The organism is Rhodopseudomonas sp. RCAM05734, assembly GCF_052658035.1.
In genome coordinates, this window is the sequence record NZ_CP199742.1 from 2287946 (window position 1) to 2314580 (window position 26635).

Below are 26635 nucleotides of genomic sequence, written 5' to 3' on the forward strand. Positions count from 1 at the left end.
CTTAAAAGATCTCGATAGCGTCATCGAAGTCGATGCCGTGCTTGGCGCGATTTGCTTCGTTCTTGACATGGTCCCAATCAAATCCATCGAGGGATTTGAAATCGAATGTCTCTGTCATAGGTTTACATCCGTGAAGTAAAGCCAGCTTCGCTGCCTACGCGGACGTTTCTTCCCTAAACAGTTTTCTTATCTTTATGAGCGCTTTAGTTGTGTATATACGATTGTATGGCGGGCGTCAATCTGTCGGAAATCCGGGCTGACCATCCCGGGATTCCGGGCCTGCATCAGCCGGCTCCGCCGTCTGCGGCATCCCGGAATGACGCCACTATGGCTACGACTCCCTGTGAATAGCGGGTGCAACCCGCGAGCCCTCGTACTTGCAGTAACAAACCCTATATCGATGGCCGGCTGGGTGCAGTCTGGCCAACCAGGTCGAGACTCCCGCAACCGACTCAAAGCATAACGCCACCATGCGCTTCACGCCCCAGTTTCTCGACGACCTGCGCGCCCGGCTTCCGGTGTCGGAAGTGGTGAGCAAGCGCGTCAAGCTGAAGAAGGCCGGGCGCGAGTGGAAGGGGCTGTCGCCGTTCCAGCAGGAAAAATCGCCGTCGTTCTTCGTCAACGACGAGAAGGGATTTTACCACGACTTCTCCAGCGGCAAGCACGGCGACATCATCAGCTTCGTGATGGAGACCGACGGCTGCGCCTTCCCGGAGGCGGTGGAGCGGCTGGCGCAGATGGCCGGGCTGGCGCTGCCGGCGGCGACGCCGGACGCAGCAAGGCACGAGCAGCGCCGCAAGACGCTGTATGACGTGATGGAGTTGGCCGCCAAATTCTTCGCCGACACGCTGGCGTCGCGGCTGGGTGCCCGTGCCCGCGGCTACCTCGCCGATCGCGGCATCTCGCCGGCGACCCAGGTTCAGTTCCGCATCGGCTATGCGCCGGCCGAGCGCTATGCGCTGAAGGAGTTTTTGGGCGGGCAGAGCATCTCCACCGCCGACATGGTCGAGGCCGGCCTGTTGAACGGCGGCGACGACATCCCGGTGCCCTACGACAAGTTTCGCGACCGCGTGATGTTTCCCATCACCGACCTGCGCAACAGGGTGATCGCCTTCGGCGGCCGGGCGCTGGAGAAGGATGTGCCGGCGAAGTACATGAATTCGCCGGAGACCCCGCTGTTTCACAAGGGCGACAATCTCTACAACCTCGCCACGGCGCGCACCGCCACCCATAACGGCGCGCAGCTGGTGGTGGTGGAAGGCTATGTCGACGTCATCGCCATGGTCAGCGTCGGTTTTGCCGGCAGCGTCGCCCCGCTCGGCACCGCGCTGACCGAAAACCAGCCGATGCTGCTGTGGAAGATGGCCGACGAGCCGATCCTGTGCTTCGACGGCGACAAGGCCGGCCAGAAGGCGGCGTGGCGCGCCGCCGAACTGGCGCTGCCGCACCTCAAGCCCGGCAAGAGCCTGAAATTCGCGCTGCTCCCCGAAGGCCAGGATCCCGACGATCTCGCCCGCGCCGGTGGCCGCCTGGCCATCGAGGAAGTTCTGGGCGTGTCGCGCTCGCTGTCCGACCTGATCTGGACGCGCGAGATGGAGGGCGGCGACTTCTCCACCCCGGAGCGCCGCGCCGCACTGGAAGTCCGCATCAACGAACTCTCCAACGGCATCCGCGAGGAGGTGGTGAAGCGCTACTACCGCCAGGACATGGCGGAGCGGCTGAAGGCGGCGTTCGGCCCGCCGGCCGGCTTCGGCCGCGGCAATTTTGGCGGGCGCGGACCCGCCCGCGGCGGTCCCGGTGGCTTCGGCGGTTTCGGCGGCGGCCGGCCCGGATTCGGCGCCTCCGCCAGCTTCACCCCCGGCGCCGCCGGGCGAATCACCCCGCGCGGCCGCTCCCAGGCCTCGGCCGGCAGCCAGACCATCAACCGCAACCCCTACCAGGTGGTCTCGCCGCAGCCGGCCAATTCGTCGATCATGCGCGGCCAGCGCAGTGCCATATCGCGGCGCGAGGCGCTGATCGTGCAGACCCTGATCAACCACCCATGGCTGCTGCACGACCGGCTGGAGGAGGTGGCGGCGCTGGAGCTGGCGCACCCGCAGATGCACCGGCTGCGTGCCGGGATCATCGCCTGCTTCGCCCACGAGCATCACCACGGCGATGAATCCGAGCAAAGCGAGAAAATGCGTTCAGACCTGGTTAAGGCTGGATTTACTGAGCAATTGCAACACGTTGAGAAGGCGATTACCACCAAGGACGTGTGGGCGGCGCAGCCTGGGGCGGCGCGCGAGGACGTTCTTTCCACCTGGACCCAGCTGGTTGCCTTGCATCGGCAATGGCACTCATTACTTAGGGAGCTGAAGGATGCCGAACTGGCCCTCGGTGAGGAGGCCAGCGAGGCGAACTACGCGTGGCTGCAGGATATCAAGGCCCGGCTTGCCGAAGTGGACGGTATCGAAGCCCTGATTGAGGGTTTCGGCGAATCGTCGGGGCGGTTTTTGCGCAGCGAGTGATGGCAATTTGCTGCGGACGGCGGTCGCCGGAACCGCAAAAGACTCGCCAAACCCATGGTTTGGCTGCAAAAACAGGGTTAATCGGAGCTTAAGGCCCTTTAAGCCATTGTGCGACATCGGCGAGACAGATTCGGGGGTGGCGAAGTTCAGCGCCGCCCTTTCCGCGTCGAGATCGATCTACTTCAAAGCGGGGCGGCAACGCTCCCAGCGTGAGCGCGTTTCAGGAGCAATGAATGGCCACCAAGGCAAAGACGCTGCAGGTTAAGGACAAGGAAAAAGACGACAAGGCTGCAGACGCCCCGGAAAAGGATTCCCCGGACGCGCCGTCGCCGTTGCTCGACCTGTCGGACGCCGCCGTCAAGAAGATGATCAAGCAGGCCAAGAAGCGCGGCTTCGTGACCTTCGATCAGCTCAACGAAGTCTTGCCTTCGGACACCACCTCGCCCGAACAGATCGAGGACATCATGTCGATGCTCTCCGACATGGGCATCAACGTCTCCGAGTCGGATGACGCCGATAGCGACGAGGAAGAGACCAAGGAAGAGGCCGAGGAAGAACCCGACAACGAGTTGGTCGAGGTCACCCAGAAGGCCGTCACCGAAACCAAGAAGTCCGAGCCCGGCGAGCGCACCGACGATCCCGTCCGCATGTATCTGCGCGAGATGGGCACCGTCGAGCTGCTGTCGCGCGAGGGCGAAATCGCCATCGCCAAGCGCATCGAGGCCGGCCGCGAGGCGATGATCGCGGGTCTCTGCGAAAGCCCGCTGACCTTCCAGGCCATCATCATCTGGCGCGATGAACTCAACGAAGGAAAGATCTTCCTCCGCGACATCATCGATCTCGAAGCGACTTACGCCGGCCCCGACGCCAAGAACAACATGAACCCGGCGCTGATCGCCGCACCGGTGGCCGCCGATGGCGACGAGGGCACCGCCGCCGTGGCCGCACCTCCGGCCGCCCCGCCGACGGCCACCCCGTTCCGCGCCGCGCCGCCGCGCCCGGCGCCCGCTGCGCCCGCCGCCGACGCCCCCTCGGAAGGCGACGGTGACGGCGACGACGACGAGTTCGAGAACCAGATGTCGCTGGCGGCCATCGAGGCCGAGCTGAAGCCGAAGGTGGTCGAGACCTTCGACAAGATCGCCGACAACTACAAGAAGCTGCGCCGCCTGCAGGAGCAGGACATCGCCAACCAGCTGCAGAGCGAGCAGCTGTCGCCGGCCCAGGAGCGCAAGTACAAGAAGCTCAAGGACGAGATCATCGTCGAGGTGAAGTCGCTGCGCCTCAACCAGGCGCGTATCGATTCGCTGGTCGAGCAGCTCTACGACATCAACAAGAAGCTGGTGTCGTTCGAAGGTCGCCTGCTGCGCCTCGGCGACAGCCACGGCGTCGCCCGCGAAGACTTCCTGCGCAACTACCAGGGCTCCGAGCTCGATCCGAAGTGGCTGAACCGCGTCTCCAAGCTGTCCGCCAAGGGCTGGAAGAACTTCGTCCATCACGAGAAGGACAAGATCAAGGACCTGCGCGGCGAGATCCAGCAGCTCGCGGCCCTCACCGGCCTCGAGATCGGCGAATTCCGCAAGATCGTGCACGGCGTGCAGAAGGGCGAGCGCGAAGCCCGCCAGGCCAAGAAAGAGATGGTGGAAGCCAACCTCCGTCTCGTCATCTCGATCGCCAAGAAATACACCAACCGCGGCCTGCAGTTCCTCGATCTGATCCAGGAAGGCAACATCGGCCTGATGAAGGCGGTCGATAAATTCGAATACCGCCGCGGCTACAAGTTCTCGACCTACGCCACCTGGTGGATCCGCCAGGCGATCACCCGCTCGATCGCCGACCAGGCGCGCACCATCCGCATTCCCGTGCACATGATCGAGACCATCAACAAGATCGTGCGCACGTCCCGGCAGATGCTCAACGAGATCGGCCGCGAGCCGACCCCGGAGGAACTGGCCGAGAAGCTGGGCATGCCGCTGGAGAAGGTGCGCAAGGTTCTCAAGATCGCGAAAGAGCCGCTGTCGCTGGAAACCCCGGTGGGTGACGAGGAAGATTCGCATCTCGGCGACTTCATCGAGGACAAGAACGCGATCCTGCCGATCGACGCGGCGATCCAGTCCAACCTGCGCGAGACCACGACCCGCGTGCTGGCCTCGCTCACCCCGCGTGAAGAGCGCGTGCTGCGCATGCGCTTCGGCATCGGCATGAACACCGACCACACGCTGGAGGAAGTCGGCCAGCAGTTCTCGGTGACCCGCGAGCGCATCCGCCAGATCGAAGCCAAGGCGCTGCGCAAGCTGAAGCATCCGTCGCGAAGCCGGAAGCTCAGGTCGTTCCTGGACAACTAAGTCAGTCGATATTGGCTGCTATCAAAATGCCCGGCTCGCGCCGGGCATTTTTGTTTGTGGCGCACGCGGCATCAACACGCGCCGCTGTCATCGCCCCGGCCTGCGCGCAACTGCGCGCCAGGACCGGGCGGCCCGGTACACGCCAATGCCTGTAATGGAGCATTGCCGACAACGTTGACTGGGTCACCCGCCTGCGTGGGTAACGAAAGCGGAGTGAGCGGTGGTCTCTTGCCACACGCGCCGCCGTCTCTGCTTCCTTCCCCAGGAGAAGCGCGGCTTCGCGGAGGCAGGGGGGATCGCGGGAAGCGCCGAGGCTTGTCCGTCCGTCGTTGGGCGGTAAGATCCGGCCCTCGCCGCCCACATAGGACTTTTCAATGAACGCGACTGCCCCCGCCGAGCCGGATTACGGCACGATCCTTCATGCCAACCTCAACCGCGTCTTCAACGAACGCGACGCCGCCCGGCGCGCGGACGCGATCGCCGACATCTTCGTCGCCGATCCCGTGATGTTCGAACCGGCGGCCATCGTGCAGGGGCGTCAGGCGATCTCGGACACGGCAGGCCAGTTGCTGGCGCAGTTCGGTCCTGACTTCACGTTTGTCGCCGATGGCCCCGCCGTCGGCCATCACGGTCTGGCGGTGCTGCGCTGGCACGCCGGTCCGATGGGCGGCCCCATCACCGTCACCGGCGCCGACGCGGCCGAGATCGTCGACGGCCGGATCGCTCGGCTCTGGGTGCTGCTCAACCCGCCGGCAGGGTAAAGGCTCCCCGTCGTCACGCAACAGGCAAACTCGCGCTTGGCCTGTGCCCGCGCGGCGGCGCAATACGCTTCGCTATTGCGCCCTACGCTCGTGGCCGTTGAATCGAGCGGAAGGACCGTAGGCTTCGAACCAGCGACCGCGCCGCGACGACCTATCCGAAACCTCGTCGCAAACCGGTCCCGCCACATGCTCCGTTATCTACCGCTGTCCGTCCTGCTGGCACTCATCGCCGCTCCGCTGCCGGTACGTGCCGAAGGCCCGGCATCAAGCGACGTCGCCGCCATCGACGCATGCCTGCGCAAGCAGGACAGCAAACGCGGAGCGTCGCAGGAAGCGGCCGAGGCGGCCTGCCTGATGGTGGTGGCGCGGCCGTGCATGGGCGATGAGAGTGCCGCGGCCGACCGGCGCCGGATCGATTGCCTGGATCGCGAGCGGCTGGTGTGGGAAGGCATTGTCGCACAGTCCGATGCCGCGATGATGAAGGCGCTCGAGCCCGAGCAGCAAACAAAACTGCGCGCGATGCAGCAGGCGTGGAGCCACAGCCGCGAGCTGAGCTGCGGCTTCTGGTACGATTATTTCGAGGGCACCATGGCCAATCCGATGATCGCCTCGTGCAACAATCGCGAGACCGCACGGCGGGCGATCTTTCTGCGCATCTTTGCTGCCGATCTTGCCGGACGGAAATAGCGCGTGGCGACGCGCGCCGTCTTCACCCTCCCCCTCAAGGGGAGGGTGAAGTAAGTGCGCAATTGCCGTCAGGGTCGTTCAGCTCTCCACCCACGCCTTGAACGCGTCCGCATAGTCCGGATGCCAGCGCGACAGCGGCGGGCGGTTGTCGATGATGTCGCCGATCGCCCAGGCCATGCGCTTCTCGTCGAGCGCGCGCGGCACGTCGTTGTCCGGGCACAGGATGTAGAAGTCGCCGGCCGCGATGCTGGTGAGCATGAAGTCGACGGTCTGCTCCGCCGTCCAGGCCGCCGCCGGCTTCTCGGTGCGGTCGCCCTTGGTCAGCGCGGTGTAGACGAAGCCGGGGATCAGGAGATGCGCGTCGATGGCGCAGCCCGGCGTGTTGCGCAGCTCGTGCTGCAGCGCTTCGGTGAAGGCCTTCACGCCGGCCTTGCTGACATTGTAGGCCGGGTTGCCCGGCGGCGTGGTGATGCCCTGCTTGGAGCCGCTGTTGATAATCAGGCCGGGCCGGCCGCGCGCTATCATGGCCGGCGCGAAGACCTGCGTGCCGTGGACGATGCCCCACAGGTTGACGCCGAGGATGCGCTCCCACACGTCCTGCGGCCCGAGCGCGGTGGTGGCCGGCTGGATGCCGGCATTGTTCATCAGCACGTCGGTGCCGCCGAACCGCGCCTGCACGGCGGAAGCGAGCCGCTCCAGGTCGGCGCGGTCGGCGACGTTGACGGCGTGGCTCATGATGTCGGCGCCGGGGGCGGACTCGCTGAGCAGCGTCGCCGCGCGCGACAGTTGCTCGCCGCCGAGATCGGCAATGCACACTTTCATGCCGCGGCGGATGAAGGCACGGGCCGCGGCGAAGCCGATGCCCGAGGCGCCGCCGGTGATCACCGCCACCGCGCCTGCGACCAGAGCGGGATGCGATGCAAGCTGCGAGTCATTAGATGCCATGACGAACTCCTGACGCTGGCGGATTTTGGCGCGGCGTGTGCCGGCGGTGCTGCGCGATCCGGTTTTCTGCGATCCCTTGGCCGCTGTCAAAGCAAAGCGGCCGGCGCGCTGGAACCGCGCCGGCGGCGCGGCTCCATGTCCCGTGCAAGCCAACTCAACGTGATCGTGTCGGCCGGAACGATCGTTGCGGCCGGTCATTGACGCGGCATCACTCACAGCAATGGAGAATCTCATGTCAGCGCAACTGAGCGGCAAGCGCGTATTGATCCTCGCCACCAATGGCTTCGAACAGTCGGAACTCGAAGTGCCGCGCGATCGCCTCACCGAGGCCGGCGCGGAGGTGCATATCGTGTCGCCGGAACCGGGTGTGATCCGCGGCTGGTCCGGCAGCGACTGGGGCCAGTCGGTGCAGGTCGATCACACGCTGGCGAAAGTCTCGGAGGCCGATTACGACGCGCTGGTGCTGCCGGGCGGCCAGATCAATCCCGACCTGCTGCGCGTCAACGCCGAGGCGCTGGCGCTGATCAAGGCGTTCTATTCCGCCGGCAAGCCGATCGCCGCGGTGTGCCACGCGCCGTGGCTGCTGATCGAGGCGGGCCTCGTCAACAACCGCAAGATGACGTCCTATCATTCGATAAAGACTGACATGATCAATGCGGGCGCCAAGTGGGAAGACAAGGCCGTGGTCAGCGACGGCGGCATCGTCACCTCGCGCAATCCAGGCGACCTAGAAGCTTTCTCCAAGCAGATCATCGCCGAGATCAAGTCCAGCAAGACGCAGCGCCAGGCGGCGTAGCCGCGCGACGGTTGCAAATCCCGGAACTCCACTTGTGAGTTCCGGAGTTCTCGCTCAACGCCCCGATACGGCGTAGGGCATCGCCTCGCCGGCTTTGGCCGAGGCGCCCGGCTGGTCCGACACCGTGCGGTTGCGGCCGGAGCGCTTGGCTTCGTACAGCCGCGCGTCGACCCGTTTGAACAGCGGCGCCCAGGCTTCCCCGGTGGTCTGCGTCGCCACGCCGAAGCTGGCGGTGACAGCGAGGCCCGGCTGTTCGAACGCGCAATCCGCGATGGCCGCGCGCAGCCGTTCGGCGCATTCATAGGCCTCCCCGGCGTCGGTGTGCGGCAGCAGCACCGCGAACTCTTCGCCACCGAGACGCCCAACCACGTCGCCCTTGCGCACCGACTGGTTCAGCGCCCGCGCCACTGCCTGCAGCACCATGTCGCCGATGTCATGGCCGTGCGCATCGTTGATGGCTTTGAATTTGTCGATGTCGCACACCACCAGGGAATGCCGGCCCTTGCGGAGCTGGCGGGCGATGCGGTCCTCGAAGCCGCGGCGGTTGAAAACCCCGGTCAGGTGGTCGCGTTCGCGCTCCTGCTGCAGGTCGTCGATCACATCGGCGACGGCAGCGGCAAGGATCGCCATGGCCAGGCCCGCGCCGAGCACGGCGAGCGACAGCCGCAGCGTCTGCCAGAACATCGAATTCGCGAAGGCCGCGCGATTGGTGGGTGCGGAAAACCCGATCGTCAGCAGGGTGCGCGGAAAGAACTGCACGGCGAACACCAGCAGAACCCAGAACAAGATCCTGTCGACGATGCGGCCGCGCGCCAGCGCTGACAGACGTAGCGCCGTCACCAGCAGGATCAGCCCATAGCCGAAGTTCTGGATGTAGACCCGGGCAAGCAGGCTGCGCTCCACATAGACGTAATACGCCAGCAGCACGGTGAAGACTGCAACGATGGCCGCGTCCACGTCGAGGCCGAACTGCTTGTGCGAGCGCCGCAGCAGCCCCTCGGCGGCAGCGACCACGGCCGCCGTGTAGAGCGCGCCGGAGACAATGGCATTCGGCCCCGTCCCGGGCGGCCAGCCGAATGTCTGCGACGTCGCGCCCAGCGCGAACAGGACGCAGGCGCCGGCCAGCACCAGCAGATAGTCGCGTTTGCGGTCCATCAGCCAGGCGCCGACAAAGGAGATTCCGAAGATCAGCAATATGCCCGTGGGAACCAGCTGCAGCGTGGTCCTGACGATTGCGCTATCCATCCTGCTTGAACCCGGGGCTTGCGGCGTTGGCCCTTCTGCTGGGGCGGGAAGTTCCAGGGCGGTGGTACTGACGGAGGCTTGTTAAAGTAGAAATGAAATCGGATCAATTTGAGACGCGCAGCGTGTTTGCATGGCTGCTTCGTTGTTAGGGATCGGAAGGGCGGCCGCGCGGCCGCCCTTCCGTCATGGCATGGTCATCATCCCGGCGCTGACGGCGGCGCCACGATCAGCGCAACGATGCGCCGGACCATGGGCAGCAGCGCGAGCAAGGTGGGAAACGCCACCAGCCACGACAGCCCCCACGCCACCGGCCAGGTGGCGACGAAAGCGGGCGTTGGCCCGAGACTCTTCAGGGTCGAAATCGCCGAGACCACGAAGGTCATCAGCAGCGACAGCACCAGCGGCATCACGACGGATGCGTAGCGCGCCGGCAGTTTTCCGCGCGGACGCGGCGTGCGAAGCGTGTTCATCAGGTCACTCTTTGAAAAGTCGGTCGGTCGATCAGGTCTTCTGCAGCAGCATTCTCCGGGTCGAGCCGACCGGGGTGAATGCGTTGCCTGACGTGAGACGCTTACGGTGCGCCGGAGCGCAGCGCGCATCTGATAGCTCGACCCGCGCCGCCGCGCCAGCGGAAATTGCGCATCCCGCGCCGTAGCGTCAGCCGGCCCGCGCCGCCAGGGCGGCGATCGCGTCGATGACCTCTCGGTACACAGGCGGCGGCAGGTCGTGACCCATGCCCGCGATCGGCATGAGTTCGGCGCCTGCGATGTTGGCCGCCGTATCCTCGCCGCAGGCCGGCGGGACCAGGCGGTCGTGCGTCCCGTGTATCACCAGCGTCGGCGCCGTGATCTGCGCCAGGCGCGAACGGATGTCGCCGGATGCGCCGATCGCGGCGATCTGCCGGCCGAAGCCGGCGGGGTTATAGGCTCTGATAGTCTCCGCCAGTATCAGCGCGCGATGCGTATCCGTGTCGAACGGATGTCCGGGGCCTGCGATGCATCGGGCGAAGCCGAGACCGTGCGCGAGAAATCCGGCTTCGTCCGCGAAGGGATTTGGTGCGGGCCGGGTCAGCATCGCCATGATATCGGGCGCGGCCGGCGGCAGCGCCGGGTTGCCGGTGCTGGACATGATCGACGTCAGCGATCGCACGCGCTGCGCATGGTCGCTGGCCACCAGTTGCGCGATCATGCCGCCCATGGAGCGGCCGACCAGATGCGCGCGCGAGATCGCCAGCGCGTCGAGCAGCCCGACCGTATCCGCGGCCATGTCATGCAGCGTGTAGGGCACGTTGGGCCGCCGGCCCTGTGCGAGCGCGGCCGCCAGCGTGGCAAAATCCGGCGCCGGACAATCCGGAAAATGCGTCGACAGCCCGGCGTCGCGGTTGTCGAAGCGGATCACGCGATAGCCGCGCGCCGCCAGCTTCTCGCAGAACGGCACCGGCCAGCGGATCATCTGGGTGCCCAGGCCGGCGATCAGCACCATGGCTTCGGCCTCCGGCGCGCCAAAACTGTCGTAGTGGATGGTGATGCCGTTCGTGGTCACGCTGGTCATCGTCAGGTCCTCGGGCCGGCATCGGCATGGAATAAGGGAGGGAGCGGGAGCCCCGGCCCGCCGCTGGGGGCAGTGGCCCCGGCGAATGGCGCGATTTATACCCGGTAAAAAATGCTTGTGTCAATATTACCCGTATAATAATAAGCGGCATGGCCGAAGCTGCATTCGGACACGAGCGAAGGATCGGGCGAATGGGCAACCCATTGAGCGGCGAGGACAGGAAGGCGGCCATTGCGGCCTACAAGGAGCGCAAGGTCGTCGCCGGCATCTATCTGGTCCGCTGCACGGCGACCGGGCAGGCGTGGGTCGGCCAGTGGCCCAACGTCACGACTATCCAGAACCGCATCTGGTTCACGCTGCGGCAGGGCAGCCATCCGAACCGCGACCTGCAGGCAGCCTGGCAGCACAACGGCGCAGCGCATTTCCAGTTCGAGATTCTCGAACGGCTGGATGCGGAGGAGACGACCTACGTGCGGGACGCCCTGCTGAAGGAGCGCGCCGCCCACTGGCGATCGACGCTCGATGCAAGGCCGATCTGACGCCGCCGTCCGGCCTTGTCCGACATGCCATCCGCGGAGGCCGGCGGGGACAGCGGGCCGTCGTTCGAGAGCCTGTCAGGTGGCTCGACCGCCCGCGGGGATCGTCATGGCCGGGCCTGTCCCGGCCATCCACGATATCAGGCGCGAACGTGGGTGCCCGGCACAGGCGGGCACGACGGCCTCTGTCGGCGCGTCGGGCGGCGCTATCAAGTGTAGTTGTTGCGCATGCGACAGCAGCGCAATACGCTCTGCTATCGCGCCCAACGCGCCACGAAATGAGGCGTATGAGCAACCTTGGAGGGCCAGATAGGGTGGGCCATCACTTCAGCCCAGTGTTTTACCTGAGCGGTTGGGCGTCCCCGACCGTTACCGTAATGCGGAAGGTGAACGGCAATGTGGTGGTTAACAACCGTTATCCTGGTGGCACAGGGTTTGTGCCAGACGGCTACCGAATCGACCACGTGCCCGAGGACGTCTCTCAGAGGCTGGAAACCGCTTTCATGTCGCCGCTCGACGACGGCGCCGCCAAAGAACTGCAGGCGATCCTCTCCGGTGATTCTGCGCCTCGTAGCGCTGCACAGCGCAGTTCGTGGACACGGTTCGTTATCTCACTCCTGTTTAGACATTCGGAAGGCGTCCGCGTACTGAAAGATCACATGCAGGAGATGTACGCAGAGGCTGCAAAGGCGATTGAGCCTGCCCACCCCGGCATGAAATTTATAATCCACCCAGCAGCCCCCGCCATCGACGCCTCGAATATGCTGGCAGACATCATCGATAACGATCGGGTTGGTCCAACGATTTTCGGCATGAAGTGGTGTGTGGTCAATGTGCCTGACGCCAAACACAGGCTGTTGACCTCTGACAGACCTGTGGTAATGCCTATCGGCTTAGATGACGCTCAAGCTTACATCGCCCTGCCGATTTCTCCGACAAAAGTTTTCGTCGCAGCATATGACGACCGGTTTAAGCGCGGGTTGCCTGACGTAAACCAGAACACCATCGTGAAGGTCATGAATCGAGCCGTGGTTGCCCAAGGCCGGGAATACGTCTGGGGTACAGACAACTCGCAACTGGAATTCGTAAAGAAGCACTTCGGTACGGCACCGGAGCGCCCCCTCATCACCGAAGCCCAGAGGCAGGAAGCTATTGCCGCGGCTAGAGGTCTAGGCGAGTCAAATTCTGCACCAGTCACGCCGCCCGCTTCGCCGACATCCCTGCTATCATAAAAGGGGGCGTTCGCTGCTAGTTTCTGCAGCAGCTCATCAGGCCTATTGGCGAAGCACAATCCGCCGGTGGATGGCAGGCGGCGCAATACGCTTCGCTATTGCGCCCTATGCGCTACGAGTTTCCTCGGAGTAATCTCCTCACCCTGTCGATGGTGCGCCCGACTAAGGTTGAGCTGTCTGGATAGTAAACGCCCGGACCCGTGATTTTGGAAGGATCAATGCCTGCATCCTGCAGTCGCCTGATCTCATTTTTTATTTCCTTCCACTGATTTTTCGTCCGGAGTAGCGGCGTGCCGGCCAGTTTTCCGTGATGGTCAGCCCATCGACGAACCATATCGTCAGGGATCTCTTTGATGAGGTGAATGACGTTATTCAGAAGCTTGTCTTTCAACGGCCGCGCAACGCCCGTGGCGTGCTCGTTCCGCAAATGCCAAGCCAGTAGATCTGATGCCTGCAGCGGAACATAAAGCTGGTCCCGGTCACTTTTAAAAAGTGGCGGACCGTCAATTAGGTTTTGTGCTTCAGGCGGAAGTCCTTTTCTGAGATGAGAGAAAAAAAGCGCTATATCGTCATCCACGCCCTGCTGCTCGTCAAAGATAAACTCGATGGGCGTGCTTATCCCTTCCTGCGCTGCATATTGCGCGATCCCGGCGACCACGGAGAAACACATTTGGAAGTGAGGTCGACCAAATCCATAAGGTGAGACGGGCTTTAGCTCGTCCTCAAAGATTTGGCGGTTTACTGAAAAGAAAAATGACAGTGGCTGGAAGTGACTGATTATCGCAGCAAGATTGCCAACCTTCACATCTCGCTTGGCTTCATCCCAATCGTCTTTGTAGTCAAATTGTCCATTTAGGGCGTTGGCCTTTGAAGCTTTGAAGTATTCAATAGATGGCCATGCTTTTAACTCGGCGCTCCAAGCTTGCGAGAAAGATGCCCAAGCATCGGCGGTGCAGGTATCCCGCCAAGAACAGACGGCGGTCACCCTCTTGGGCTGCAGAGTCATCGGTGAATGCCTGCAGGAAGGCCAATGTGATTACCCTGTTGCTAGGCCCAATGGCAAAAGCGCCTCCAAACCGGCGCACTTGCCCGGAGCAGCGAGGAGTATCACCGATGAGCGATAGCGTACGCTCGCGAAGTGCATGTTGAAAGCACGATGACACGTCGCTGCAAAAGGCGCATCATCTAAAGATTATTTTCCTCTCCCTCTTGCCTTCCTTCCCATAAAGGATGATAGTCCCATTATCCCGCCTCACTGAGAGGGGCGGCTCGCGATCGTCACGGTCTGCGGGGCGGGATGCGGTGGCGCGGTAGCGTCAGGCGCGGCGCGCGGTGGCTGGGCGGCACTCACAAGGGCCGTGACCCATCGTGCAAGGCGCGGACGACGACGCTGCGCGCAGCCGGCGAAGGGCTGCGGCGAAAGCCGAGGCCGGACGCCGGACTGCGCCTCGCGCGCCGGCCCAAGTCGTGTGGTTCCTGGGTGCAAACGGTGCACCCCGGGTGGAGGGTCCGCGAGGCCAACCGGCGCGCGGAACACTCTCAGTCCGTGGCGACGTCCTCCGCCGGGAAGAGCACGAAGCGAGCCGGAAGCACCACCGCGTGCGGAACGCCGGGTTGATCCCCGGTGGATCCGGACGTCCCGGGCGCACTATTCGCCGACTACGGCAATAGCGCCTGGACCAAGGGTGCATCGGGCACCCGGCGTTCCGCGCGCCCTCTCAAAAGAAGAGGGCGGGGAATGCAGCAAAGCTCGGGCGCTGCGGCGTCGCGAGAACGGAGGGTCGTGTGCGCACACATTCCGACCGGTTCGATACGGCGATTCAATGCTGCGGCCCTGCAAATGGCCTGTGGCGCACTGCGCGGGATTGCCGCGCCTCGTCGGCCGCCGCGGCGCGTGCTACAAGCGCCGATCTCATCACCATCAGATTGAAGGAACCTGCTCCCGATGTCCCTCCCGCGCCTCGCCGCCTCGCTCTGTGCCCCGCTCCTCGCCAGCCTGCTGTTCGCGGCGCCCGCCTCGGCCGCGCGCTGCGGCGGCGATTTCAATACGTTTGTCGCGGCGATGCAGCAGGAGGCCGCGAGCGCCGGCATCTCGCAGGCGGTGATCTCGCAGGCCTTCGCCGGCGTGACGCTGGACCCCGCGGTGCTGAATTTCGATCGCCGCCAGCGCGGCACCTTCAACAAGAGCTTCGAGCAATATGTCGCGACCCGGGTCGGGCAGGGCCGCATCTCCATGGGCCTGCAGATGCTGTCGCGCCATGCCGCGCTGCTCAGCCGCATCGAGCAGCGTTTCGGCGTGCCGCCGCAGATCGTGGTGGCGATCTGGGGGCTGGAGTCGGATTTCGGCAAGGGCGACATCGGCAAGATGCCGGTGATCCGCACGCTGACCACCATGGCCCACGACTGCCGCCGCACCGAGCTGTTCCAGGGCGAGCTGCTGGCCGCGCTGAAAATCCTGCAGCGCGGCGACCTGCCGCAACGCGACCTGATCGGCGCCTTCGCCGGCGAGATCGGCCAGACCCAATTCCTGCCATCGTCCTACATCAAGTACGGCGTCGATTTCGACGGCAACGGCCATGTCGACCTGCGCCACTCCGTCCCCGACGTGCTGGCCTCCACCGCCAATCTGCTGCACACCGCGGGCTTCAAGAACGGCCAGCCCTATGGCGAGGGCACCGCCAATTTCGAAGCCATGCGCGAATGGAACAGGGCCACCATCTACCGCAAGACCATCGCCTATTTCGCCGACCGGCTGGCGGCGGGCCGCTAAGCCAAAGGGCGTCAGGGCAGTCAGCTCCGGCTCCGGCGCCGCTCGACCGCGCCGCCGGAGACGCCGTCGCACCAGTAACGGGTACTTCACTACACCGCCCAAAATGCCGCCGCGGGAGCGGCAACGGTCAGGGTCCATTAATGCCTTGGCTGCATTTTCTGCCCCGCGACAGGTATGGTGAGGACGTCGTGACGATCGGGATCGAGGCGACAGACATGGCGATGCTGCGATGCTGACCCCCGGCGGCGTCTGGATCCTCGCGGTGGTCAACTTCGCCGCGCTCGGCGTGGTCTGGGCGTGCGTGGCCTATATCTATCCGAAGTTCATCGCGGCGCGGTTCTGGGTCGGCTGCGCCGCCGTCGCCGCGCTCAGCGCTGTCGTGGGGGCGATGCGCGGCATGATCGATCCGGTGATCCCGGTGCTGCTCGGCAACGGGCTGATCATGCTGTCGAGCTGCCTCGGCGCCGCCGGCATCCGGCGCTTCTATGGCCGCGACATCGCATGGTTGCCCTGCCTGATAATCGTCGTCGTCGAGGTCGTTGGCCTGGCGGTGTTCCTGCTCTGGCGCGACGACATCGGGGTGCGCATCGCAATTCATTCTGTGTGCCAGTCAATGGTGCTGGCGCTGGCGCTGGCGCCGCAACTGTCGCAGCGCCGTCAGGCCGTCGATCCCGGGGCCCGGGTCACGGCAGGCATCGGCATCGCGATGATCGTCGTTGGCGCGATCCGCACCGCCCTGTCGCTGGGGAATGTCGGCGGCTCGGTGCAACTGGTCGAACTGAACACCGTGCAGGCCGCCTTCACGCTGGTGCTGATCCTGCTCGGGACGGCGTGGAATTTCGGCTTCCTGCTGATGGCCATCGGCCGGCTGCGCGACGAGGTGATCAGCCTCGCTCTGACCGACGACCTCACCGGGGTGGCCAACCGCCGGCATTTCCTGCAGCGCCTGCAGCAGGAATGCACGGCGTCGCAGCGTTCGCAAAAAACGTTCGTCCTGGTGGCGATCGATCTCGACGGCTTCAAGGGGATCAACGACAGCTTCGGCCACGCCGCCGGCGACGATTGCCTGCGCCGGTTCTCGGCGCTGGTGCAGGCGCGGCTGCGCCTCCGCGATCTCTTGGCCCGCACCGGCGGCGACGAGTTCTGCATCGTCTTGCCGGCCACCACGCTGACCGAAGGCGCGGCCATGGCCCGCCGCATCCTCGATGCGTGCCGTTCCGGCGCGGAAGGCAGCCCCATTCCCATCGCGGCCTCGATGGGGCTGGTGCAATGGACGCCGTCGATCGGCCAGCAGCCCGAGCCGATGATGGTCGCGGCCGACCAGGCGCTCTACCTCGCCAAGAACCACGGCAAGAACTGCTACGCGCTGTTCGACAGCGTGCTCGGCCCGCTGCTGGACAGCCACTCCGACGCAGCATCGGACGGACAAGAGTTGTTACGTCCGCTTCCGCACGCACCGGGCGGACCGCCGCTGGTCCCGACCTTGTCCAGGATGCGCTCGACCGGCTGAACGGCGGTCGCGGGACGGAAGCGGCAGGGTCGCCCTTGCGTGCAACCGCAGGCGCCGCGATAACAGTTGCGGACGCCGTCGCGTCTGCGTCGCGCTGCGCTGCGCTGGCATGCTTAATTTGCCGGTAGTTCTTGCTTCACGATTTTACAACCAACCCGTTGGATTCTGGAACTCGATCAGGAGTCCATTAACCGTCGGGGTGCCATTTAGCAGCGGCGGAAGTCGCCGGATGAGGATGCCAAGTTGAGCACAGCCAAGGCACAGAATGTTGCGAGCCGGCCATGCTGAGCGTCCCGACCCTGTGGCTGGTATTTACCTCCAATTTTCTCGCCGTGGGCCTGATCTGGGCCTATGTGACGCGCAGCTATCCGAATTTTTCCGCGGCCAAGTACTGGACCGCGTCGGCGCTGGCCGGGGCGTTCGGCGCCGCGGCGGGGCTGCTGCGCGGCGGCGGCCTGGTGGATTCCACGGTCCCGCTGCTGGTCGGCACCCTGACCATGATCCTCGCGGGCTGCTTCGCGGTGATGGGTATCCAGCGCTTCTATGGCCGCCCGGTAAGCTGGCGCCTCCCCGTGGTCACCGTCGCGCTCAGCGCCGCCGGACTGGCGTTCTTCTCGCTCGTGCATGACAACATTGCGATGCGCATCACGGTCTATTCGCTGGGTCAGGCGGTCCCGACGGTGATGACGCTCGGCCTGCTGCTGCGCGCGCCGGCCGACGGTCGCAGCAATCCCGGCGCCCGGCTGGCCGGCTCGATCTCGGTGCTGATGGTGGCAGCCTATGTGATGCGCTCGGCGGCGGCGCTGCTGGGTGTTGGTGGCCACATCGACTTCCTGCACTACAACGCGTTGCAGGCGGCGCTGGTGCTGGTGCTGGTGTTCCTGTCGATGGCGTGGAATTTCGGTTTCCTGATGATGGCGATCGACGCGCTGCGCGCCGAGGTCGCCGATCTGGCGCTGATCGACGACCTGACCGGCGTTGCCAATCGCCGCCACTTCCTGCAGCGCCTGCAGGAAGAATGCGCGGTGTCGCAACGCTCGCAAAAGCCGTTTGCCCTGCTGGCGATCGATCTCGACGGCTTCAAGGAAATCAATGACGGCTTCGGCCATGCCGCTGGCGACGACTGCCTGCGGCACTTCACCTTGATGGTGCAGTCGCGGCTGCGCCCCGGCGACCTCCTGGCGCGCACCGGCGGCGACGAATTCTGCATCGTGCTGCCGGCCACCACCCTGATCGAGGGTGGAGCGATTGCCCACCGCGTGCTCGATGCCTGCCGCGAGGATGCTGCCGGCTGCATCGGCGACGAGATTCCGATCGCCGCCTCGATCGGCGTTGCGGAGTGGACGCCGCAGATCGGCCACTATCCGGACCGGCTGGTGGCCGCCGCCGACCAGGCGTTGTATGCCGCGAAGAACGACGGCAAGAATCGCTACGCGCTGTTCGAACCCGCCCCCGAACTGGCCCCGGGCGGCACCGACGGCGCGAAGCGCTCGCCGGCCAGCCTGCGCAAGAGCGCGTAGACAAAACTCGAGCCGTGCCGGCAGGCCGCCATTGACGCTTCGCCAAACCGCAAGGACAATCGTCACGCCGCCACGGCATAGCGCTGCGGTACGGAGGTGACATGAAGCGCTTTGTGATTTTCGTTCTGCTGGGTCCGGTGATCGGCTTCATCGTGTTCGTGCTGCGCGACATCGCCGGCGGCAAGATCTTTGGCGGCTTTCCCGGTCTGCTGATAGGGCTGCCCTTCGCCTACCTGTTCGGCATCGTGCCGGCCTTGATCATGTGGCTGGAGGACTGGTGGCTGTGCGAACGCATCCCGCTGCTCGCCAAGGTCGCCACCTCGGCGCTGAATGGCTATCTCGCTGTGATTGCGCTGCTGTGGCTCAACACCGCACCGGGCCAGGTCCACGCTCCGCAATTCCTCACCTTCGGCCTGGTCGGCGCGGTGCCGGCGGCGATCTGCTCGCTGCTGTCGTGGACCGGCTGGTCGCGGAAGGAGCAGCAGGTCTAGAAGCCCCGCGAGGTCTCTTGCGGGCGAGTGCCGCCTCAGTGCATCGCCTTTTCGTGCGTGATGTCGACCAGCGCACCGGGCAGCCGCACAGGGCGGCCGTGCCTGTCGAGCGTGCAATGGCCGCGCGCAAAAACCCAGTAGAGCCGGTCGTTCCTGATCACCCGGTGCTCGACCTGATAGACGCCGCCAAGCCGCGTCACGTCGGCCAGCTTCTGCTTGACGCGGCCGATGTCGTCGGGATGGATGGCGTCGAGATAGGCGCTCACCGGCAGGCCGCGTGCGGCGCGCTGCGGGTCGATGCTGAACAGCTCCGCGCAACTGGCGTCGCCATGGTTGCGATCGTGGCTGATGTCCCAGTCCCAGATACCGGCGATCAGGTCCGACGGCGAGAATTTCCGCGGCATCGCCAGATCGAAGCTTTCCTCGTCGGCGCTTTTGTAGGCCTCGGCGGCCGCGAGCCGCAGGATGTAGGACAGGAATTCGTGCTTCCGCTCGCGGGCGTAGCTCGCGATGTCGAGGCACACATCGCCCAGTGGTCGTCCCATAATTCGCTCCCCAGCGCTTCTCATCGTGTGAGAATATCGCATGTGGCATACCGGAGGAATAGAATTCGAGAAATTCGTCGTACGACATTGGTTGAGTGTGATGCAAGTCACTTCCGGAGTCGTTCAGCGAACTTATCGACCGCGTGGCGCTGCATCCGCAGTTGTGTAACGCGACGCCATGACGCAACTTGCGCACCCCGCATAGGCTCCCCATGTCAGCGTCATGCAAAGTGATCGCAGCTACACATCATCATCGTCGTCTCCGCCGCGCGATTCCCGGCAGAGCGGCGCTGCGCGCGGTCCGATCATCGATCAGGACGGTCGCGAGGTGCGGCCGGAGCAATTCGGGCCGCAGGCCGGGGGCTTCGCTTTTGCGTTCGACGGTGCGTCAGCCAGCATGTTCGGCAACCTGACGCGGGAGCAGCGTATCGCCCGGCTGGACGCGCTGGCGAAACTGCTGGATGTCGCCTTCATCGTGCCCGGCACCAACATTCGCTACGGTATCGACGGGATCATCGGTCTGGTCCCGGTGCTCGGCGACATCATCACGACCGCGATTTCGCTGTGGGTGGTGCGCGAGGCGCGCGCGCTCGGCGCGCCCTGGCATGTCACCATGCGGATGCTCGGCAATGTGGCGCTGGATGGTGTGGTCGGAATCGTGCCCGTGGTGGGCGATGCCTTCGATGTGATGTTCCGCGCCAATATCCGCAATGTCAGGATGTTGCGGAAGTGGCTCGACAAGCAGCCGCGCTAGTGCGACTGCGTGGCATGATCCGGAAAAGCCGAAGCCGGTTTTCCGGACCGATCATTTGAAGGGGAACGTATCAGGCGGCGTCGACGGACTCGTCGGCGGCGGCTTCCGCGACCGGCTCGGGGGCGCGGCGTTCAAGCGGGAAATCCTCGCTCTCGTACAGCGTGCGAATCCCGCTCTGGTCAAAGCGTGCTTCCTCGACCTGCAAATAGGCGCCATTCAGCGAATCTGCAGGCAACTGTTCGATCGCGAACTGCACCGCCGCGGCGGCGGTATCGAAACGACGATAGGCGAAGCCGGCACGCTTCTTCTTGCGGATCGCGGCGGGAAACAGTTCTGCGGCAGTGTTGTAGCTAAAAGCAGCCATGGTCAGTGACCTCTATGAAAGTACGCAAAGCGAAATGACGGAGAATGGCGCGATCACGCGCGTCGGCGATTTCCCGCCGGACATCATTTCAAGGACAGACCCTAATATAAGCACGTTTCACAGAAATGCGACACCCGCCACGCAGCATGATGAATCGCCGGCAGCGCGGTGGTTTGACGCAATAAGGGTTACGAATTCAACGTCTTACGACGATTCAACGCTAGGATGCGGCGATCCGGAGGCGAATTATTGCCCGCTGTTGTCGGGGATCGGGACGATTTTCAGCGGTGTCGTGTAGGGCTCCACGCGGAGCGCGTCGTTCGACAGCAGTCCCACCTGGCGCAAAGGCGCTTGTTCCAGCGCGCCGGCCTCGGCCTTGCGCACCGCATATTGCCACACCGTGATGGCGCCGCGGTCGATCAGGTGCCGGGCCACGCCGCCGGCGGTCTTGCTCTGCAGCTTGGCCAGTTCGTCATCGGTCATGCCGATCACGATTTCGTCTTTCGCCGTGATGATCTTGAACAGCGAGACCTTGTCGGTGGCGAGGGCGGGATGGGAGACAATGGTCTCGAACATCAGGCCGGCGCAGGCAAAGCCCAACAGCCAGCGGTTGGAACGGGTCGACATAGCAGTGCTTTCTTATTGTTCTTCAGCGCGTGCACGCGAATGAGGCGTGTCGCAATATGAGGCATCGAACTGTCTTCAGGACAGAAACGCCCCGCGCAACCAATGTTGGTCGCACGGGGCATTGAGACAGTTCGATAACGTCCAGCTATTTATTTCGGCTGAAGTTTCAAGGCCGCCGAGTTGATGCAATAGCGCAATCCCGTCGGTCCGGGGCCGTCGGGAAACACGTGACCGAGATGGCCATTGCACTTCGAGCACAGCACCTCCGTCCGTACCATCCCGTGGCTCATGTCACGCTCCTCGTCGACATGGCTCTCCAGAGCGGGCTGCGTGAAACTCGGCCAGCCGCAACCGGAATCGAACTTGGCGTCGGAGTCGAACAGGGTCTGGCCGCAACCTGCGCAAACGAAAGTGCCGGGCGTGTGGTCATGCTCGTATTCGGCGGAGAACGGCCGCTCGGTCGCCTTCTCACGCAGCACGGCGTACTGCATGGGACTAAGCTCGCGGCGCCATTCGGCGTCGCTCTTCTCAACCTTGCCGGGATTGATCTTCGTGTCGGTCATGTCATCTCCTTGCAAAGCCGCGGGGTGGTCAGTGATCCCCGGTCATTCCGTGACCCCGGTCAGTTCTGATCGCTGTCAGTTCGTGACCTTGGCGCTGCTGACCAGCGTCGGCTTCTCGATATAATTCTGCGCAAAGATCTTCTTCAGGTTTTCGACCTTCGGAAGGTCATTATAGACAATATAGGGCTGGTTCGGGTGCAGCGTCAGGTAGTCCTGATGATACTCTTCTGCGGGGAAAAATCCCTGCAGCGCGCTGATCTTGGTGACGATGGGCTTCTTCCACGCCTTGGCGGCGTTGAGCTGGGCGATGTAGGCCTCGGCAACCTTCTTCTGCTCGGCCGAGGTGGTGAAGATCTCCGAGCGATACTGCGTACCGCTGTCCGGCCCTTGGCGATTGAGCTGGGTCGGGTCGTGCGCCACCGAGAAATAGATCTGCAGGATCTTGCCGTAGCTGATCTGCTTCGGGTCGTATTTGATCTCCACAGCCTCGGCGTGGCCGGTCGAGCCAGTAGACACTGCGGAATAGTTCGCCGTGCTCTTCGTGCCGCCGGCATAGCCCGATACGGCGTTGACGACGCCCTTGGTATGCTGAAACACGCCCTGCACGCCCCAGAAGCAACCGCCGGCGATGACCGCGGTCTCGGTTGTGCCGGAGGGCTGTGCATCCATGGCGGGTGCGGGAATGATCACCGCGTCCTCGGCCGCGTAGGATGGCGCGGCGAAGGAGGCGATCGCCAGCGCGCCGACGGCAGTGGCAACGCACAGTGACAGGCGGTTGAAGGTGGAGCGGCGCATGACATGTCCTCTTGGTCCAGGGCGACCGGATCGGTCGATAATCTAAAGGCTCCGGCGCAGCGTGCAATTGGCTCGGCCGGATCTAGTCATGGAAGATACGTGGCGAGGTACCATCCGTTACGAGGCGGCGGACACGACTTCGTGAGGCGGAACGCAAAATGCCCGGCACAAAGGCCGGGCATCGATTGCGGTCGATCTTCAAATGTTACGGGCAGGGATAGCGGTTGCCGTCGTTGTTGAGATAGGTGCCGGAAGCCGGATCGTAGGAGCGGTAGCGCTGGGCGCAGTAATTGGCGTTCTGCTGTGCCTGGGCGTTGCTCGCCGCGCCGGCCGCAATGGCGCCGCCGATGATCGCGCCCGCCGCCAATCCGCCGATAAGCGCGCCGTTGCCGCCGCCACGATGCCCGTAACCACGGTGTCCGTAGCCATGGCGATAACCGCCGCCGTACCCGTAGCCGTGCCCGCGATAATATTGCACGTTCTCGGTCGACGACGGAACGGCCTTGGCCACACTCGCCTGGTTCATCATGGGCGCGGATATAGCCGGAACCGAAAATGTCAGCGCGGTGGCGCCGATCAGCACGGCGGATGTGATTTTTTGAAACGTTCGCATGAATACTCCTGCATGATCCGATGCAGGTTTAACAAAGCTAACGCGCCAACGTTCCAGTTGAGCCTCGAACCGCGCCGCGTCGTTTCAGCGCATGAGGTCTCATCCCTGAGCTGCTTCAGATCACGATGCTGAGGCGCTTGGCGGCACGTGTGATGCCGGTATAGAGCCAGCGCGCGCGGCTTTCCTGGAACGCGAAGCTCTCGTCGAACAGCACCACGTCGTCCCATTGCGAGCCTTGGCTCTTGTGCACGGTGAGCACATAGCCGTAGTCGAATTCGTCATAGGGCTTGCGCTGGTCCCACGGCAACTGGTCGACGCCGCCGCTGAAACAGTCGGCGCGCACCGACACCTTGGTGACCTTGCCGCCGAAATCCTCATCCGGCGATAGCCGCATGGTGATGATCTGCGATTTCGACGCGGCGCGTGCCTTGACGCGCCATAGTCCGCCGTTGAACAGCGCCTTCTTGCGGTTGTTGCGCAGGCACACCAGCTTGTCGTCGGCCACGGGCAGCGGATCTTCGACGCCGAGCCGCAGACGGAACCGGGTGTTGTAGGCGCGGCGGGTGTTGTTGCGCCCGCAGAGCACCTGGTCGGCGTCCATCACGCGCTTCGGATCGAGTTCGGTGCGCGAGATCACCTCGCTCTCGCCGTAGCGGCCGATGTCCAGCTCGCGGCCCTCGCGCACGTCCATGGACATGCGCACGATCGGGTCATTCTCGGCCTGGCGATGCACCTCTGTCAGCATGACGTCGGGTTCGCAATCGGTGAAGAAGCCGCCGCCCTGGATGGGTGGCAGCTGCGCGGGATCGCCGAGCACCAGGAGCGGGCAGTCGAACGACATCAGGTCGCGGCCGAGATCGGCGTCGACCATGGAGCATTCGTCGATCACGATCAGCTTGGCCTTCGAGGCCGGCGCATCGTCCCACAACTCGAAATTGGGCTGTTCCTCGCCGGTCTCCCGGGCGCGGTAGATCAGCGAATGGATGGTGGAAGCGCCGTCGCAGCCCTTGTTGCGCATCACCAAAGCGGCCTTGCCGGTGAATGCCGCGAACTTGACCTCGCCGTCGACGTTGTCGGCGATGTGCCGCGCCAGCGTGGTCTTGCCGGTGCCGGCATAGCCGAACAGCCGGAACACCGGCGGTGTGTTGCCCTTGCCTGGTTTTGCTTTCAGCCAGTCATCGACGGCTTTGAGCGCGGCGTCCTGGTGCGGGGTAAAAGTGGGCATGGGATCTCGGGGAAAAGCAGGGCTTGCAGGTGTTGCGGCCGCGACTCACCTTGGCAAGCTAACCATTCGGGCGCGGGGTGCAAGCCGCAGAATAGGGCGGGATTCGCGCAGTTTGCGGCTGTCAGGAGCGGCCGCCTGCGCTAAAAGCCGGCGACATCGTCCGGACCGGGAATATCGCGCATGCAACGCAGACTGCTTCAAACCGCCGTAGCGCTGACCGGACTGTCTGCGGTCGGCTTCGGCCTGGCCGGCGTGCTGATCGGCACCAGTTTCAGCGGCGTGGCCGTCGATGTGACCATGGACAGCTATGTGCGCTTCCTCAAGGGCATGTTGCTGGCGATCGGGCTGATTTACTGGTCGGCGATCCCCAATATCGAACGGCACAGCGAGCGGATCGCGCTGGTGACCTTCATCCTGGTGCTGGGCGCGATCCCGCGCCTGATGTCGGTGATCTCTCACGGCGTTCCAACGCTCGGCATCCTGCTCAGCCTGTTCGGCGAACTGGTGATCGTGCCGCTGATCTGGCTGTGGCAACGCCATGTCGCAAAGCTCGGCCTCAGCCGATGAAGCGCGTCGGCATCTGGGCGATCTATCTGATCGGTGCGCTGTCGATCGGCTATCTGGCGCTCTATGCCTATGCGATGTTCACCCGCCATGATCTGGTGCCGGGCGAACCGATCCAGATTTTCCGCAAGCCGGACGCGCCGAAATATTCGTGAAGCGCATGGATGTCGTGTCCCGGACGCGCCGCAGCGCGTAGCGCTGCTGCGCAGATCCGGGACCGTCACAAGCGCCGGAGTTCGTGACGGTCCCGGATCTGCGAAGCAATACTGCGTATTGCATCGCGTCCGGGACAAGAGCCTACATCGTTGCGACCATCGCGCGGTAGTCGCCCGAACCGGCCGGTGTGATCGGCAGGCCGCCATCGGCATATTCGTTGAGCTTGTTGCGCAGGGTGCGGATCGAGATGCCCAGAATATTCGCGGCATGGGTGCGGTTGCCGAGGCAATGCTTCAACGTCTCGAGAATGAGATCGCGCTCCACATCGGCAACGGTGCGACCGACCAGGGAGCGGGTGACCTGTTCGGCAGCGAGGGTCGCATGCGCTACGGCCGGTGCGGTCTTTGCCAGATCGAGACGATCGCCGTCAGGCGTGAGAATGGCATCGGCACCGATCTCGTCGCCCGTGGCCATCAGCACCGAGCGGTGCATCGTGTTCTCGAGTTCACGGACGTTACCCTGCCAGCGGTTGACGGTCAGCACGTGCCGGGCTTCAGCCGAGATCGGCCGCACCGGCACGCCGTTGGCGTCGGCGTATTTCTTGGCGAAGTGCTGGGCCAGTTCGAGAATGTCCGCCGGGCGGTCGCGCAGCGGCGGGATCTTGAGATTGACCACGTTGAGCCGAAACAGCAGATCCTCGCGGAAGGTGCCTTCGCGCACCGCATCCGACAGGTTGCGGTTGGACGTGGCGATGATGCGGATGTCGATCGGCACCGGGCGCGTGCCGCCGACGCGATCGATCACCCGCTCCTGGATCGCGCGCAGCAATTTCGATTGCAGGCGGACGTCCATCTCGCTGATTTCGTCGAGCAGCAGGGTGCCGCCGGTAGCTTCCTCGAACTTGCCGATGCGGCGGGCGATGGCGCCGGTGAAGGCGCCTTTTTCGTGACCGAACAGTTCGGATTCCAAGAGATGCTCGGGGATCGCCGCACAGTTGATTGATATGAACGGCTTCTTGGCGCGGTGCGAGCGAGTGTGAACATAGCGCGCCAGCACTTCCTTGCCGGTGCCGGATTCGCCGGTGATCATCACGGAGGCATCGGAGCCGGCGATCTGCTGCGCCAGCTTGACGACCTTGGCCATGGCCTCGTCGCGGTAGATCAGGTCACGGGAGTCGTTGGCGACGGCGGCCAGCACCGCGGCGATCAGCTCCGGATCCGGCGGCAGCGGGATGTATTCTTTGGCACCGGCGTGAATCGCAGCGACTGCGGCACGGGCGTCATTGGTGATGCCGCAGGCGACGATCGGCACGTGGATATGTTCAGCTTCCAGCCGCATCACGAGGTCGCGAATATCGAGCGCGACATCGACCAGCAGCAGGTCGGCGCCCTTGCCGCCGCGCAGCACCGCCATCGCCTGGTCGAGGTTCTCGGCGTGGACGACGGAGGCGCCGTTGTCCATGGCGATCTTGGTGGCGGTAGTCAGCTGGCCCTTGAGGGTTCCGACGATGAGAAGCCGCATGGTTTGCTCCTG

28 protein-coding genes are annotated in these 26635 nt (G+C 64.2%); 14 read left to right on the top strand and 14 right to left on the bottom strand.

Annotated elements, in window-relative coordinates; genetic code table 11:
- Position 1 precedes the first annotated feature (1 nt).
- A complete protein-coding gene (locus tag ACUXVA_RS10835; protein WP_265080303.1) occupies positions 2–118 on the bottom strand; it encodes a BrnT family toxin in 117 nt (38 codons plus the stop codon).
- A 352-nt stretch (positions 119–470) separates the two neighbouring features.
- Between ACUXVA_RS10835 and dnaG the strand changes: the two genes are divergently transcribed.
- From dnaG to ACUXVA_RS10855, 4 genes are all read left to right on the top strand, one after another.
- A complete protein-coding gene (gene dnaG / locus ACUXVA_RS10840; protein ID WP_445492096.1) occupies positions 471–2510 on the top strand; it encodes a DNA primase in 2040 nt (679 codons plus the stop codon).
- 233 nt (positions 2511–2743) lie between these two features.
- Complete coding sequence (gene rpoD / locus ACUXVA_RS10845; protein WP_265080302.1) at positions 2744–4852, top strand: RNA polymerase sigma factor RpoD; 2109 nt, start codon at positions 2744–2746, stop codon at positions 4850–4852.
- Positions 4853–5226: 374 nt separating this feature from the next.
- The gene (locus tag ACUXVA_RS10850) at positions 5227–5613 is read left to right on the top strand and encodes an ester cyclase (protein WP_265080301.1); all 387 of its coding nucleotides are present in this window, start codon (positions 5227–5229) and stop codon (positions 5611–5613) included.
- Between the two features lie 36 nt (positions 5614–5649).
- A complete protein-coding gene (locus ACUXVA_RS10855) occupies positions 5650–6300 on the top strand; it encodes a lysozyme inhibitor LprI family protein (RefSeq protein ID WP_445492099.1) in 651 nt (216 codons plus the stop codon).
- Positions 6301–6378: 78 nt separating this feature from the next.
- Here the strand turns inward: ACUXVA_RS10855 and ACUXVA_RS10860 are convergent, their stop codons facing one another.
- On the bottom strand, positions 6379–7245 hold the full coding sequence (locus ACUXVA_RS10860) for an SDR family NAD(P)-dependent oxidoreductase (protein ID WP_265080299.1): 867 nt from the start codon (positions 7243–7245) through the stop codon (positions 6379–6381).
- A 232-nt stretch (positions 7246–7477) separates the two neighbouring features.
- Here ACUXVA_RS10860 and ACUXVA_RS10865 point away from each other — a divergent pair, with 232 nt between their 5' ends.
- Positions 7478–8041 carry a type 1 glutamine amidotransferase domain-containing protein gene (locus tag ACUXVA_RS10865; protein WP_265080298.1) on the top strand — a complete coding sequence of 188 codons (564 nt, stop codon included), beginning with the start codon at positions 7478–7480 and terminating at the stop codon, positions 8039–8041.
- A 54-nt stretch (positions 8042–8095) separates the two neighbouring features.
- Here ACUXVA_RS10865 and ACUXVA_RS10870 read toward each other — a convergent pair whose 3' ends face one another.
- The 3 genes from ACUXVA_RS10870 to ACUXVA_RS10880 all read right to left on the bottom strand — a co-directional run bounded on the left by ACUXVA_RS10870 (position 8096) and on the right by ACUXVA_RS10880 (position 10837).
- Positions 8096–9286: a GGDEF domain-containing protein gene (locus tag ACUXVA_RS10870; protein ID WP_445492102.1), complete on the bottom strand. Its 1191-nt coding sequence runs from the start codon at positions 9284–9286 to the stop codon at positions 8096–8098.
- Between the two features lie 197 nt (positions 9287–9483).
- Positions 9484–9756, bottom strand: a complete 273-nt coding sequence (locus ACUXVA_RS10875; protein WP_265080296.1) for a DUF2798 domain-containing protein — start codon at positions 9754–9756, stop codon at positions 9484–9486.
- Between the two features lie 187 nt (positions 9757–9943).
- Positions 9944–10837 (bottom strand): alpha/beta fold hydrolase, encoded by an 894-nt coding sequence (locus ACUXVA_RS10880; RefSeq protein WP_265080295.1) that lies wholly within the window; start codon positions 10835–10837, stop codon positions 9944–9946.
- 191 nt (positions 10838–11028) lie between these two features.
- Here ACUXVA_RS10880 and ACUXVA_RS10885 point away from each other — a divergent pair, with 191 nt between their 5' ends.
- Both ACUXVA_RS10885 and ACUXVA_RS10890 read left to right on the top strand, forming a co-directional pair.
- A complete protein-coding gene (locus ACUXVA_RS10885) occupies positions 11029–11376 on the top strand; it encodes a GIY-YIG nuclease family protein (protein WP_265080294.1) in 348 nt (115 codons plus the stop codon).
- 284 nt (positions 11377–11660) lie between these two features.
- The gene (locus tag ACUXVA_RS10890) at positions 11661–12605 is read left to right on the top strand and encodes a DUF4238 domain-containing protein (RefSeq protein ID WP_445492105.1); all 945 of its coding nucleotides are present in this window, start codon (positions 11661–11663) and stop codon (positions 12603–12605) included.
- Between the two features lie 112 nt (positions 12606–12717).
- Here ACUXVA_RS10890 and ACUXVA_RS10895 read toward each other — a convergent pair whose 3' ends face one another.
- A complete protein-coding gene (locus ACUXVA_RS10895) occupies positions 12718–13611 on the bottom strand; it encodes a DUF3800 domain-containing protein (RefSeq protein WP_445492107.1) in 894 nt (297 codons plus the stop codon).
- Between the two features lie 939 nt (positions 13612–14550).
- Here ACUXVA_RS10895 and ACUXVA_RS10900 point away from each other — a divergent pair.
- From ACUXVA_RS10900 to ACUXVA_RS10915, 4 genes are all read left to right on the top strand, one after another.
- Positions 14551–15375 carry a lytic murein transglycosylase gene (locus ACUXVA_RS10900; protein WP_265080292.1) on the top strand — a complete coding sequence of 275 codons (825 nt, stop codon included), beginning with the start codon at positions 14551–14553 and terminating at the stop codon, positions 15373–15375.
- Between the two features lie 229 nt (positions 15376–15604).
- Positions 15605–16885 carry a GGDEF domain-containing protein gene (locus ACUXVA_RS10905; protein ID WP_265080291.1) on the top strand — a complete coding sequence of 427 codons (1281 nt, stop codon included), beginning with the start codon at positions 15605–15607 and terminating at the stop codon, positions 16883–16885.
- 281 nt (positions 16886–17166) lie between these two features.
- Positions 17167–18405, top strand: coding sequence for a GGDEF domain-containing protein (locus tag ACUXVA_RS10910; protein ID WP_265080290.1), 1239 nt, complete (start codon positions 17167–17169; stop codon positions 18403–18405).
- Positions 18406–18506: 101 nt separating this feature from the next.
- Positions 18507–18896: a DUF5413 family protein gene (locus ACUXVA_RS10915; protein WP_265080289.1), complete on the top strand. Its 390-nt coding sequence runs from the start codon at positions 18507–18509 to the stop codon at positions 18894–18896.
- A 35-nt stretch (positions 18897–18931) separates the two neighbouring features.
- Here ACUXVA_RS10915 and ACUXVA_RS10920 read toward each other — a convergent pair whose 3' ends face one another.
- Complete coding sequence (locus tag ACUXVA_RS10920; RefSeq protein WP_265080288.1) at positions 18932–19441, bottom strand: PAS domain-containing protein; 510 nt, start codon at positions 19439–19441, stop codon at positions 18932–18934.
- Positions 19442–19664: 223 nt separating this feature from the next.
- Between ACUXVA_RS10920 and ACUXVA_RS10925 the strand changes: the two genes are divergently transcribed.
- Positions 19665–20195 carry a DUF4112 domain-containing protein gene (locus ACUXVA_RS10925; protein ID WP_265080287.1) on the top strand — a complete coding sequence of 177 codons (531 nt, stop codon included), beginning with the start codon at positions 19665–19667 and terminating at the stop codon, positions 20193–20195.
- A gap of 70 nt (positions 20196–20265) precedes the next feature.
- On the opposite strand, the gene ACUXVA_RS10930 is transcribed toward ACUXVA_RS10925, so the two are convergent.
- The 6 genes from ACUXVA_RS10930 to ACUXVA_RS10955 all read right to left on the bottom strand — a co-directional run bounded on the left by ACUXVA_RS10930 (position 20266) and on the right by ACUXVA_RS10955 (position 24382).
- Positions 20266–20559, bottom strand: a complete 294-nt coding sequence (locus ACUXVA_RS10930) for a hypothetical protein (RefSeq protein ID WP_265080286.1) — start codon at positions 20557–20559, stop codon at positions 20266–20268.
- Positions 20560–20805: 246 nt separating this feature from the next.
- Positions 20806–21186: a hypothetical protein gene (locus ACUXVA_RS10935; protein ID WP_265080285.1), complete on the bottom strand. Its 381-nt coding sequence runs from the start codon at positions 21184–21186 to the stop codon at positions 20806–20808.
- Between the two features lie 149 nt (positions 21187–21335).
- Entirely contained in the window at positions 21336–21749 is a 414-nt protein-coding gene (gene msrB, locus ACUXVA_RS10940; RefSeq protein WP_265080284.1) for a peptide-methionine (R)-S-oxide reductase MsrB, read from the bottom strand.
- A 75-nt stretch (positions 21750–21824) separates the two neighbouring features.
- A complete protein-coding gene (msrA, locus tag ACUXVA_RS10945; protein ID WP_445492113.1) occupies positions 21825–22544 on the bottom strand; it encodes a peptide-methionine (S)-S-oxide reductase MsrA in 720 nt (239 codons plus the stop codon).
- Between the two features lie 205 nt (positions 22545–22749).
- Positions 22750–23157 carry a BA14K family protein gene (locus tag ACUXVA_RS10950; RefSeq protein WP_265080282.1) on the bottom strand — a complete coding sequence of 136 codons (408 nt, stop codon included), beginning with the start codon at positions 23155–23157 and terminating at the stop codon, positions 22750–22752.
- A 115-nt stretch (positions 23158–23272) separates the two neighbouring features.
- Positions 23273–24382 (bottom strand): ATP-dependent DNA helicase, encoded by a 1110-nt coding sequence (locus ACUXVA_RS10955; RefSeq protein ID WP_265080281.1) that lies wholly within the window; start codon positions 24380–24382, stop codon positions 23273–23275.
- A gap of 180 nt (positions 24383–24562) precedes the next feature.
- Between ACUXVA_RS10955 and ACUXVA_RS10960 the strand changes: the two genes are divergently transcribed.
- The gene (locus ACUXVA_RS10960; protein ID WP_265080280.1) at positions 24563–24949 is read left to right on the top strand and encodes a DUF4345 domain-containing protein; all 387 of its coding nucleotides are present in this window, start codon (positions 24563–24565) and stop codon (positions 24947–24949) included.
- Positions 24946–25101, top strand: coding sequence for a hypothetical protein (locus ACUXVA_RS10965; protein ID WP_265080279.1), 156 nt, complete (start codon positions 24946–24948; stop codon positions 25099–25101). Before ACUXVA_RS10960 ends, ACUXVA_RS10965 begins: the two co-directional genes overlap by 4 nt.
- A gap of 142 nt (positions 25102–25243) precedes the next feature.
- Here the strand turns inward: ACUXVA_RS10965 and flbD are convergent, their stop codons facing one another.
- The gene (gene flbD / locus ACUXVA_RS10970; protein WP_265080278.1) at positions 25244–26623 is read right to left on the bottom strand and encodes a sigma-54-dependent transcriptional regulator FlbD; all 1380 of its coding nucleotides are present in this window, start codon (positions 26621–26623) and stop codon (positions 25244–25246) included.
- Positions 26624–26635 lie beyond the last annotated feature (12 nt).

Bases quoted from the DNA above. Each gene is read 5' to 3' on its own strand.
- ACUXVA_RS10860 (WP_265080299.1), bottom strand. From the start codon at position 7,245: ATGGCATCTAATGACTCGCAGCTTGCATCGCATCCCGCTCTGGTCGCA.
- msrA (WP_445492113.1), bottom strand. From the start codon at position 22,544: ATGCGCCGCTCCACCTTCAACCGCCTGTCACTGTGCGTTGCCACTGCC.
- ACUXVA_RS10895 (WP_445492107.1), bottom strand. From the start codon at position 13,611: ATGACTCTGCAGCCCAAGAGGGTGACCGCCGTCTGTTCTTGGCGGGAT.
- dnaG (WP_445492096.1), top strand. From the start codon at position 471: ATGCGCTTCACGCCCCAGTTTCTCGACGACCTGCGCGCCCGGCTTCCG.
- ACUXVA_RS10870 (WP_445492102.1), bottom strand. From the start codon at position 9,286: ATGGATAGCGCAATCGTCAGGACCACGCTGCAGCTGGTTCCCACGGGC.
- ACUXVA_RS10875 (WP_265080296.1), bottom strand. From the start codon at position 9,756: ATGAACACGCTTCGCACGCCGCGTCCGCGCGGAAAACTGCCGGCGCGC.
- ACUXVA_RS10835 (WP_265080303.1), bottom strand. From the start codon at position 118: ATGACAGAGACATTCGATTTCAAATCCCTCGATGGATTTGATTGGGAC.
- flbD (WP_265080278.1), bottom strand. From the start codon at position 26,623: ATGCGGCTTCTCATCGTCGGAACCCTCAAGGGCCAGCTGACTACCGCC.
- ACUXVA_RS10880 (WP_265080295.1), bottom strand. From the start codon at position 10,837: ATGACCAGCGTGACCACGAACGGCATCACCATCCACTACGACAGTTTT.
- ACUXVA_RS10915 (WP_265080289.1), top strand. From the start codon at position 18,507: ATGAAGCGCTTTGTGATTTTCGTTCTGCTGGGTCCGGTGATCGGCTTC.
- ACUXVA_RS10850 (WP_265080301.1), top strand. From the start codon at position 5,227: ATGAACGCGACTGCCCCCGCCGAGCCGGATTACGGCACGATCCTTCAT.
- ACUXVA_RS10950 (WP_265080282.1), bottom strand. From the start codon at position 23,157: ATGCGAACGTTTCAAAAAATCACATCCGCCGTGCTGATCGGCGCCACC.
- ACUXVA_RS10965 (WP_265080279.1), top strand. From the start codon at position 24,946: ATGAAGCGCGTCGGCATCTGGGCGATCTATCTGATCGGTGCGCTGTCG.
- ACUXVA_RS10930 (WP_265080286.1), bottom strand. From the start codon at position 20,559: ATGGCTGCTTTTAGCTACAACACTGCCGCAGAACTGTTTCCCGCCGCG.
- ACUXVA_RS10920 (WP_265080288.1), bottom strand. From the start codon at position 19,441: ATGGGACGACCACTGGGCGATGTGTGCCTCGACATCGCGAGCTACGCC.
- ACUXVA_RS10935 (WP_265080285.1), bottom strand. From the start codon at position 21,186: ATGTCGACCCGTTCCAACCGCTGGCTGTTGGGCTTTGCCTGCGCCGGC.
- ACUXVA_RS10960 (WP_265080280.1), top strand. From the start codon at position 24,563: ATGCAACGCAGACTGCTTCAAACCGCCGTAGCGCTGACCGGACTGTCT.
- ACUXVA_RS10905 (WP_265080291.1), top strand. From the start codon at position 15,605: ATGCTGACCCCCGGCGGCGTCTGGATCCTCGCGGTGGTCAACTTCGCC.
- ACUXVA_RS10910 (WP_265080290.1), top strand. From the start codon at position 17,167: ATGCTGAGCGTCCCGACCCTGTGGCTGGTATTTACCTCCAATTTTCTC.
- ACUXVA_RS10890 (WP_445492105.1), top strand. From the start codon at position 11,661: ATGAGCAACCTTGGAGGGCCAGATAGGGTGGGCCATCACTTCAGCCCA.
- rpoD (WP_265080302.1), top strand. From the start codon at position 2,744: ATGGCCACCAAGGCAAAGACGCTGCAGGTTAAGGACAAGGAAAAAGAC.
- ACUXVA_RS10925 (WP_265080287.1), top strand. From the start codon at position 19,665: ATGCAAAGTGATCGCAGCTACACATCATCATCGTCGTCTCCGCCGCGC.
- ACUXVA_RS10900 (WP_265080292.1), top strand. From the start codon at position 14,551: ATGTCCCTCCCGCGCCTCGCCGCCTCGCTCTGTGCCCCGCTCCTCGCC.
- ACUXVA_RS10885 (WP_265080294.1), top strand. From the start codon at position 11,029: ATGGGCAACCCATTGAGCGGCGAGGACAGGAAGGCGGCCATTGCGGCC.
- ACUXVA_RS10955 (WP_265080281.1), bottom strand. From the start codon at position 24,382: ATGCCCACTTTTACCCCGCACCAGGACGCCGCGCTCAAAGCCGTCGAT.
- ACUXVA_RS10865 (WP_265080298.1), top strand. From the start codon at position 7,478: ATGTCAGCGCAACTGAGCGGCAAGCGCGTATTGATCCTCGCCACCAAT.
- msrB (WP_265080284.1), bottom strand. From the start codon at position 21,749: ATGACCGACACGAAGATCAATCCCGGCAAGGTTGAGAAGAGCGACGCC.